The 8,909-nt window shown below is 58.5% G+C and carries 11 protein-coding genes and 1 pseudogene; 7 read left to right on the top strand and 5 right to left on the bottom strand.

Annotated elements, in window-relative coordinates; translation table 11 throughout:
- Positions 1 to 176, top strand: a pseudogene (gene glnQ, locus KGB14_RS22985) (glutamine ABC transporter ATP-binding protein GlnQ); the annotation flags it as partial.
- A 58-nt stretch (positions 177 to 234) separates the two neighbouring features.
- Here the strand turns inward: glnQ and KGB14_RS22980 are convergent.
- A complete protein-coding gene (locus KGB14_RS22980; RefSeq protein ID WP_223488973.1) occupies positions 235 to 720 on the bottom strand; it encodes a type II toxin-antitoxin system MqsA family antitoxin in 486 nt (161 codons plus the stop codon).
- Positions 717 to 1,001: a type II toxin-antitoxin system MqsR family toxin gene (locus KGB14_RS22975; protein ID WP_223488972.1), complete on the bottom strand. Its 285-nt coding sequence runs from the start codon at positions 999 to 1,001 to the stop codon at positions 717 to 719. The genes KGB14_RS22980 and KGB14_RS22975 overlap by 4 nt, the downstream gene beginning before the upstream one ends.
- A gap of 196 nt (positions 1,002 to 1,197) precedes the next feature.
- Here KGB14_RS22975 and KGB14_RS22970 point away from each other — a divergent pair, with 196 nt between their 5' ends.
- The 5 genes from KGB14_RS22970 to KGB14_RS22950 all read left to right on the top strand — a co-directional run bounded on the left by KGB14_RS22970 (position 1,198) and on the right by KGB14_RS22950 (position 5,238).
- Positions 1,198 to 1,857 (top strand): FadR/GntR family transcriptional regulator, encoded by a 660-nt coding sequence (locus KGB14_RS22970; protein ID WP_223488971.1) that lies wholly within the window; start codon positions 1,198 to 1,200, stop codon positions 1,855 to 1,857.
- A complete protein-coding gene (locus KGB14_RS22965) occupies positions 1,847 to 3,163 on the top strand; it encodes a CynX/NimT family MFS transporter (RefSeq protein WP_223488970.1) in 1,317 nt (438 codons plus the stop codon). Before KGB14_RS22970 ends, KGB14_RS22965 begins: the two co-directional genes overlap by 11 nt.
- Positions 3,164 to 3,383: 220 nt before the next feature.
- On the top strand, positions 3,384 to 3,854 hold the full coding sequence (locus KGB14_RS22960; protein ID WP_095051230.1) for a nuclear transport factor 2 family protein: 471 nt from the start codon (positions 3,384 to 3,386) through the stop codon (positions 3,852 to 3,854).
- A gap of 39 nt (positions 3,855 to 3,893) precedes the next feature.
- Positions 3,894 to 4,214: a GIY-YIG nuclease family protein gene (locus tag KGB14_RS22955; protein ID WP_223488969.1), complete on the top strand. Its 321-nt coding sequence runs from the start codon at positions 3,894 to 3,896 to the stop codon at positions 4,212 to 4,214.
- A gap of 88 nt (positions 4,215 to 4,302) precedes the next feature.
- A complete protein-coding gene (locus KGB14_RS22950) occupies positions 4,303 to 5,238 on the top strand; it encodes a glutathione S-transferase family protein (protein ID WP_223488968.1) in 936 nt (311 codons plus the stop codon).
- A gap of 117 nt (positions 5,239 to 5,355) precedes the next feature.
- Here KGB14_RS22950 and KGB14_RS22945 read toward each other — a convergent pair whose 3' ends face one another.
- Complete coding sequence (locus tag KGB14_RS22945; protein ID WP_223488967.1) at positions 5,356 to 5,706, bottom strand: glutaredoxin family protein; 351 nt, start codon at positions 5,704 to 5,706, stop codon at positions 5,356 to 5,358.
- Complete coding sequence (yejK, locus tag KGB14_RS22940) at positions 5,706 to 6,710, bottom strand: nucleoid-associated protein YejK (protein ID WP_223488966.1); 1,005 nt, start codon at positions 6,708 to 6,710, stop codon at positions 5,706 to 5,708. The genes KGB14_RS22945 and yejK overlap by 1 nt, the downstream gene beginning before the upstream one ends.
- Before the next feature lie 508 nt (positions 6,711 to 7,218).
- On the opposite strand from yejK, the gene KGB14_RS22935 reads away from it, so the two are divergent.
- Positions 7,219 to 7,500, top strand: coding sequence for an HU family DNA-binding protein (locus KGB14_RS22935; protein ID WP_007905514.1), 282 nt, complete (start codon positions 7,219 to 7,221; stop codon positions 7,498 to 7,500).
- Positions 7,501 to 7,715: 215 nt separating this feature from the next.
- Here the strand turns inward: KGB14_RS22935 and rlmF are convergent, their stop codons facing one another.
- Positions 7,716 to 8,738: a 23S rRNA (adenine(1618)-N(6))-methyltransferase RlmF gene (gene rlmF / locus KGB14_RS22930; protein ID WP_052966255.1), complete on the bottom strand. Its 1,023-nt coding sequence runs from the start codon at positions 8,736 to 8,738 to the stop codon at positions 7,716 to 7,718.
- Between the last annotated feature and the right edge of the window lie 171 nt (positions 8,739 to 8,909).

Raw genomic sequence — 8,909 nt, 5'->3', positions numbered from 1 at the left:
AAGACGGCATGACCATGCTCTGCGTAACCCACGAAATGGGCTTCGCCCGTACCGTGGCCAACCGCGTGATCTTCATGGACAAGGGTGAAATCGTCGAACAGGCCGCGCCGAACGACTTCTTCGATAACCCGCAGAACGAGCGCACCAAACTGTTCCTGAGCCAGATCCTGCATTGATGCGGGGATGAGGTTCAAAAAACAAACCCGGCCTGGTGCCGGGTTTGTTTTTTGTGGCTCAGGAAACTGTGAGGGTTTCATGTTCCTTGTGCTCGGTATATTTGAACCCCCCCCTCAAATCTGCCCCTTCGCCCAAGGCTTTCGCATCGGCGAGCAAATGCGGGTAGCGATCCAGCAGGCGCATTAGCAGCATCAACGCCTTTGGCGCAAGCACTTCGCCGCGCTCGTACCGTGAAAACGCGTTGTGCCCGCCGCCTGACAGCAGTTGCACCGTTTCTTTTTGCGTAAGGTGCAATTTGCGGCGGATGCGCTTCATCTCGGCACCGATCATTTGTCTGGCAGCAATGACCAGCGCATCACCTGCTTCCCCATAACGCTCTGCACTATCGGGGTCCCACTCTACTTCCCCGCACTGCCGACATTCCCAGCCAGAAAGATCATCTACACGGCGCTCCATGCCTTTGACACTCAGGGTTTCACCGCGCCCCTCGAAATGCCTCATTCCCTCACGTGCACCGCAGCTGAAACATTGCTGGGTTTTCATGGGTTTTTCTCCTTGAAGGAGATTACCGGTGGGCCGCCGGCAGGGCGGTACGTCACCTTGATGTAAATCTCCAGATCTTGTGAATTGATGTGATACACGTCCTGCCAGACTCGATGATCGTCATGGGTGGTCATCGATTTGTACAACATCTTGTTTTGCAACTCGAAAACGATCTCTTGCATCTCGCTGATGCTAAGGCCGAGATCCATGCCGGTTTTTTCTGCGGTCTTGGTGAATGCTTTTCTTCCAAGTCGCCTGACATCTGCCTTGATCACCGCCAAGTTGTAATGGGGGTGTGTTCTTTTCCATAAGAAACCATGAACCCTATTCCATTAAATTACCCTTAAAGGGTAATTTTGACTAATCGAAAAACCCGCTCTATTTCCCGCCCTATGACCGTAGGTGGTTGTCGTCCTACGCAGCGCTGACTAACATGTCGGAAAATTCATCCTATGATTGGATGAAAGAGCGAGTCCTATGTCAGATATTTCTCCATTAGTTAAACGATCCCTGGTCGATCAGGCCCTGGACCAGTTACGCCTGCGCATCAATCAAGGCATCTGGACAGTCGGCCAGCGTTTGCCTACCGAGCCGGAACTGGCGACCGAACTGGGCATCAGCCGCAACACGGTGCGCGAAGCCATGCGCGTGTTGGCGTTTTCCGGGTTAATCGAGATTCGCCAGGGCGACGGCAGTTACCTGCGGGCGGTGGTCGATCCACTGGACACCCTGAAGGCGTTGTCCCGTTGTTCTCAGGAACAGGCTCGGGAAACCCGGCACATTCTGGAAGTCGAAGCCATTGGCCTGGCGGCGTTACGCCGCACCGATGAAGACCTGCTGGCATTGCGTGAAGCCTTGGGCGTCAGCGGCAGCCATTACCACGGCGATCTCGACACCTACATCGCCTGCGATCTGGTGTTCCACCGTCGTCTGGTGGATGCGGCACACAACCCGACCCTCAGCGAGTTGTATCGCTATTTCTCCAGCATCATCGGCGCGCAATTGCGCCAGACCCTGAACATCTCCCCCCGACGCCAAGCGGTATTCGACCTTCATGTCGAACTGCTCGAGGCCGTCGAACAACGCGACCCGGAACGGGCCAAAGCCTTGTCGAGGCAGTTGATCAATGAACCTTGAAACCGAGAACGCCATGTCCGCCAAGCAGGCCGGCAACAGCAGCATTGCAGAGCTCAAGCGTACGGCGGAGCTCGAAGAGTTGCTGATTGACGCCGAGGCCGACGACGAACAGGTTCAGCAAACTCATCCGGTCCTGCGGCGGCCGTGGTTGTTGTTGCTCGGCCTGATACTGGTGGCGTTGAACCTGCGTCCGGCGCTGTCGAGCATGGCGCCGATGCTCAGCGAGGTCTCGAAGACGCTGGGGCTATCGGCTGCCCAGGCCGGTTTGCTGACGACCTTGCCGGTACTTTGCCTCGGGTTGTTCGCGCCATTGGCGCCGGTGCTGGCGCGACGTTTTGGTGCCGAGCGGGTGGTGCTGGGGATTCTTCTGATGCTGGCCGGCGGGATCATTTTGCGCAGTTCGTTCGGCGAGGTCGGTCTGTTTGCCGGCAGTGTGCTGGCCGGCGCCAGCATCGGGGTGATCGGCGTGCTGTTGCCCGGCATTGTCAAACGCGACTTCCCGAAACAGGCCGGCACCATGACCGGCGTTTACACCATGGCCCTGTGCCTGGGTGCGGCCATGGCGGCTGGCGCGACCGTGCCGTTGAGCGAGCATTTCGACAAAAGCTGGGCCCTGGGCCTCGGCTTCTGGGTGGTCCCAGCGTTGGTCGCGGCGATTTTCTGGCTGCCGCAAGTCGGTCAGCAACACGGCGCGCATCATGTCGCCTATCGGGTTAGAGGGCTGTTACGCGATCCGCTGGCCTGGCAAGTGACCTTGTACATGGGCCTGCAATCGTCTTTGGCCTACATCGTATTTGGCTGGCTACCGTCCATTCTGATCGGTCGCGGTCTGACGCCAACCCAGGCCGGTCTGGTGTTGTCGGGTTCGGTGATTGTCCAGTTGATCAGCTCGCTGGCAGCACCCTGGCTGGCGACGCGCGGCAAGGATCAGCGGCTGGCGATCGTGATTGTCATGGCCATGACCCTCGGCGGTTTGTTCGGCTGCCTGTATGCACCGATCGATGGCCTGTGGGGCTGGGCGATCCTGCTGGGGTTGGGGCAGGGCGCTACGTTCAGCCTGGCGCTGACCCTGATCGTGCTGCGCTCGCGGGATGCTCATGTGGCGGCGAACCTGTCGAGCATGGCCCAGGGCTTCGGTTACACCCTGGCGTCCATGGGGCCGTTCGCGGTCGGTGTGGTGCATGACTGGACCGGCGGCTGGAGCGCCCTGGGCTGGATCTTCGGGGTCATCGGCCTCGGCGCGATCATCGCCGGCCTCGGCGCCGGGCGTTCGTTGTACGTGCAGGTCACAAGCGAAAAGATCTGAAAGCGGTGATTCTAAATGTGGGAGCGAGCCTGCTCGCGATTGCATCCTGACATCCAACGTTGGTGTCGACTGACACTCCGTCATCGCGAGCAGGCTCGCTCCCACGGGATTTGTGTCTGGCTTTGGCTTACTGTCGGTATTCGGAACACGAATGCCGATAGTGTTTCGCCCGTTTGCAGATTATCGTGCTGGCAATCTGTCCATTCCTTGGAGTTTGCACATGAGTGATGCCCACAACGCCTTGATCACCCGGTTCTACCAAGCCTTCCAGCGCCTGGATGCCGAGGCCATGAGCGCTTGCTACACCGATGATGTGGTGTTCAGTGATCCGGCGTTCGGCGAACTGCGCGGGCGCGATGCCGGCGACATGTGGCGCATGCTCACCACCCGGGCCAAGGATTTCTCCCTGACCTTCGATAATGTGCGCAGCGATGAGCGCACGGGCGGTGCCCATTGGGTGGCGACCTATCTGTTCAGCCAGACCGGCAATACCGTGGTCAACGACATCCAGGCGCGTTTCGTGTTTCGCGACGGCAAGATCTGCGAGCATCACGACAGCTTTGATCTGTGGCGCTGGTCGCGTCAGGCGTTGGGTTTCAAAGGGCTTTTGTTGGGCTGGACGCCAGTGGTGAGAAACGCCGTTCGTGCTCAGGCCTTGAAGGGGCTGAAGGCATTCCAGGCCAGTCGCTGATAAGATCGCGGCTTGTTTCCTACAAGCCTTGATCGTCACGTGAGCACCTCGAGCGAATCTTCCGTCATTGCCGCCGAACCGTCGCTGCCCATCAGCAAACCCTGGTTCGTCTACCTTGTTCGCGCGGCCAATGGTTCGCTCTACTGCGGGATCAGCGACGATCCCGTCCGCCGCTTCGCCACCCACCAGAGCGGCAAGGGCGCGCGCTTCTTTCTGTCCAGCCCGGCCGTGGCACTGGTCTACACCGAAATCTGCCGCGATAAAAGCGAAGCGCTGCGCCAGGAACGGTTGATCAAAAAACTCAAGAAAAGCGCCAAGGAATGTCTGGTCGCGAGCGCGGCTGCGGGCTTATCAATCTGACTGATAAGCGCCCATCAGGCAGATGGGTAGGCTGCTTGTGGATTGCGCGTTAAGCTGCGAGCTCCTTATCCGAGCGGCGGAGCCGAGCATGTCCGAGTTGATTCTTCATCACTACCCGACGTCCCCTTTCGCCGAAAAGGCCCGCTTGCTGCTGGGCTTCAAGGGGTTGTCCTGGCGCTCGGTGAACATCTCGCCGGTGATGCCCAAGCCCGATCTAACGGCGCTGACCGGCGGCTACCGCAGGACGCCGGTATTGCAGATGGGTGCTGATGTTTATTGCGACACCGCGTTGATCGCTCGTCGCCTGGAGCAGGAAAAAGCCTTGCCGGCGTTTTTCCCGGAAGGCCAGGAAATGATCACCGCAACCTTCGCGGCGTGGGCCGACTCGGTGGTGTTCCAGCATGCAGTCAGCCTGGTGTTCCAGCCGGCGTCGGTGGCGGTGCGCTTCGGCAAATTGTCGCCGGAAGCGATCAAGGCCTTCCTGGCCGATCGCGCCGGATTATTCAGCGGTGGCAGTGCCACACGGCCGTCTGCCGAACAGGCTCGGCATCAATGGCCAACGATCATGGCGCGATTGGAGCAGCAGCTTCAGCGTGAGCAGGGGGACTTCCTGTTCGGTGAGCCATCGATTGCCGACTTTGCCCTGGCCCACTCGTTGTGGTTCCTCAAAGCGACGCACGTGACGTCACCGCTGGTGGATGCTTATCCGGCGGTTTTGGCGTGGTTTGGCCGTGTGATGGGGTTTGGTCATGGCGCATTCAGTGAGATGACGGCCGAGGAAGCGCTGGAGATTGCCCGTAATGCCACACCGGCCGCGTTGCCGGATGAGCAGTTCGATGAGCCGAACGGGTTCGAAGTTGGCCAGCAGGTGGTCATCGCCGCAACCGATTACGGGGTTGATCCGGTGGCGGGGGAGTTGCTGTTTGCAGGCCGCGAAGAATTGATTTTGCGTCGAGAAGACGAGCGGGCCGGCGTGGTGCATGTGCACTTTCCGCGGTTCGGGTTTCGCATCGAAGCGCAGTGATCTCTGTAGGAGCGAGGCTTGCCCGCGAAGAATGATAACGCGGTATATCTGTTGCACCGCGTTATCGTTCTTCGCGGGCAAGCCTCGCTCCTACGGGTTTTGTGTGAGCCCTATGGATTATTCCAGCGCCGCAAGAACCTTGTCCGGGTCATACCCGCGTATCAACGTCCCGTTCACATCGATCAGCGGAATCCCGCGTCCGCCCAGCGCTTCATAGGCTTTACGCGCCTGGGCATCTTTCTCGATATCGAATTCCTTGTACGGAATGCCTTTCTGGTCAAGAAAACGCCGGGTCAGCTTGCAGTAGCCGCACCAATCAGTGGCGTAGAGCACAACGTTGGCCTTGGCCTGGGTCTGCTCAGACACCACCTGCGAGGGATGGAGATACCGCTCGATCTTGCCCCAGTTCTGGTAAACAACGATCACCAGCAGGATCAGCAGGCATTTCTTCAATACACCGCCGAGCATCAGTTGCGTCGCTTGAGCTGGTCGGTCAATTGGGTCGGCAGGCCTTTGATGATCAGCGTGCCGGCTTCTTCGTCGTATTCGATCTTCGAGCCCAGCAGGTGCGCTTCGAAGCTGATCGACAGACCTTCAGCACGGCCGGTAAAGCGGCGGAACTGGTTCAGGGTGCGTTTATCTGCCGGAATTTCCGGCGACAGGCCGTAGTCCTTGTTGCGGATATGATCGTAAAACGCCTTCGGGCGTTCTTCGTCGATCAGCTCGGACAGTTCTTCCAGGCCCATGGGCTCGCCCATTTTTGCCTGGCTGCTGGCGTAATCCACCAGGGTCTTGGTTTTTTCGCGCGCGGACTCTTCCGGCAGGTCTTCGCTTTCGACGAAGTCACTGAAGGCCTTGAGCAGGGTGCGGGTTTCACCGGGGCCATCGACACCTTCCTGGCAGCCGATGAAGTCGCGGAAATACTCCGAAACCTTTTTGCCGTTCTTGCCTTTGATGAACGAAATGTACTGCTTGGACTGCTTGTTGTTCTGCCACTCGGAGATGTTGATTCGCGCTGCCAGGTGCAACTGGCCAAGGTCCAGGTGTCGCGAAGGGGTCACGTCCAGTTGATCGGTCACTGCAACGCCTTCGCTGTGGTGCAGCAGGGCGATGGCGAGGTAATCGGTCATGCCCTGCTGGTAATGCGCGAACAGCACGTGGCCGCCCACAGAGAGGTTCGACTCTTCCATCAGCTTTTGCAGGTGTTCCACCGCCACCCGGCTGAAGGCTGTGAAATCCTTGCCGCCGTCGAGGTATTCCTTCAGCCAGCCGCTGAACGGATGCGCCCCGGACTCGGCATGGAACAAACCCCAGGCCTTGCCTTGTTTGGCGTTGTAGCTCTCGTTGAGGTCGGCAAGCATGTTCTCGATGGCGCTGGATTCAGCCAGTTCGGAATCGCGGGCATGAAGAACTGCAGGTGTGCCGTCGGGTTTTTTGTCGATCAGGTGAACGATGCAATGACGGATCGGCATGGGCTTCTCGGCTGATTGAAGAGAGGAGGGCGTGCTCCCCCAAAAAGCGCCCAGTGTACCGCAATCTCTGGTTTTGGCGCTGTAACCATGCCATAGCGCGTCCCCCAGCAGGAGCTGCCGAAGGCTGCGATCTTTTGATCTTGTTTTTAAAAATCAAAGTCAAAAGATCGCAGCCTTCGGCAGCTCCTGCAGGGGGAGATGGGGAAAATCCGGGTCATGGGGCGGCCCTTATGCAGTTTTTTCCCGATTTCGAGTAATAAAGCTGACCAAATGGGTAGCTAGAGGCGGATATTTCCCCGTCTCTGTGCTAGTTTTGCCCGGTCTTACGCGAAGTCACTGCGTTAAGCGTGCATTCAGCATTTGTCAGGTCGAACCAAACCCTGATTTCGGTATCTATAACCCCGACTCGTCGTGGTTATGGCCGAGGGTGCCAGATCCAGAAGATCGGGCTCGATGGCTGACACTGCACTCTGCAATCCATATGAATTTGATAGGGAAGGAACATTACATGGCTCTTACTAAAGACCAACTGATCGCCGACATCGCTGAAGCTATCGACGCGCCAAAAACCACCGCGCGTAACGCTCTGGACCAACTGGGCCAAATCGTTGCCGATCAGCTGGAAAACGGCGGCGAAATCACCCTGCCAGGTATCGGCAAGCTGAAAGTGACTGAGCGTCCTGCCCGTACCGGCCGTAACCCTTCGACTGGCGCTGCCATCGAAATCGCTGCCAAGAAAGTTATCAAGCTGGTTGTGGCCAAAGGCCTGACCGACGCTGTTAACAAGTAAGATTTGTTAAAAAAACCGTGCTCCGGAGCAATCCGGGCACGGTTTTTTTGTGTCTGCAATTTAGCGATTGACCTGCAATAACTCTAAACCAATGTGGGAGCGAGCCTGCTCGCGATAGCTGCATGTCAGTTAACGATGATGTCGACTGGTGCACCGCCATCGCGAGCAGGCTCGCTCCCACATTTGATTTTTCGCAGCTCAGGACCAACCGTTACTCAGCTCTTGCGAACCCAGCGTTCGCGCCACACTTGCTGCTCGGACTTGGTCTGGAACGTCCAGGCAACGAAGCGGCTCTGCTTCTGCCCCTGAGACATTTCCACCACCTGGCTTTCCAGTACGCCGGCCTTTTTCAGCGCCGTCTGGATCGCCGGCAGGTTTGAGGCTTTCGAGACCAGGGTGCTGAACCAAAGCACTTTGTGTTGAAAGTGCGCGCTCTCGGCGATCAGTTGCGTCACAAACCGTGCTTCGCCACCTTCGCACCACAGTTCGGCCGATTGACCGCCAAAGTTCAGCACCGGCAGTTTGCGTTTCGGGTCGGCGCGGCCCAGTGCGCGCCATTTACGCTCGCTGCCCTTGGTGGCCTCGTCCATCGAGGCGTGGAACGGCGGGTTGCACATGGTCAGGTCGAAGCGTTCGCCGGGTTCGAGCAGGCCCAGCAGAATGTGCTTGGGATTGCTCTGCTGGCGCAGCTGGATGGCTTTGTTCAGCCCGTTGGACTGCACGATGGCTTTGGCGGCGGCGACTGCTGTCGGGTCGATTTCCGAGCCGAGGAAGTGCCAGCGATAGTCGCTGTAACCGATCAACGGATAGACGCAGTTGGCGCCCATGCCGATATCGAGCACCTTGACCGGCGCACCGCGAGGGATCTCGCCGTCGTTGACGCTGGCCAGCAGGTCGGCCAGGAAGTGCACGTAGTCGGCACGGCCCGGAACCGGTGGGCACAGGTAATCGGCCGGGATGTCCCAATGGGCGATACCGTAGAACGACTTGAGCAGCGCCCGGTTGAACACCCGAACCGCGTCCGGGCTGGCGAAGTCGATGCTTTCCTTGCCATACGGGTTGATGATCACGAACTTCGCCAGTTCCGGCGTGGTTTTGATCAGCGCCGGGAAGTCGTAACGACCCTGATGGCGATTGCGCGGATGCAGGCTGGCCTTCTCGCGGGGCTCCACGGCTTTGGCCGGGGTCGCGGAGTCAGGTTTCTTGCGCGCAGGTCTTGGTGTGCGGGGGGCGTTCATGGGCGTTGTCGATTCGGGTATGGCTAAAAGTGGCGGGTATTGTCCCACATTCATCCCATGATGATGCATATCCCCCTGTAGGAGCTGCCGAAGGCTGCGATCTTTTGACTTTGCTTTTAAAGCAAGATCAAAAGATCGCAGCCTTCGGCAGCTCCTACAGGGGATTTTTGG

The organism is Pseudomonas sp. A-RE-19, assembly GCF_019956555.1.
Classification (GTDB): domain Bacteria; phylum Pseudomonadota; class Gammaproteobacteria; order Pseudomonadales; family Pseudomonadaceae; genus Aquipseudomonas.
This window is presented reverse-complemented; position numbering and strand designations above follow the sequence as displayed.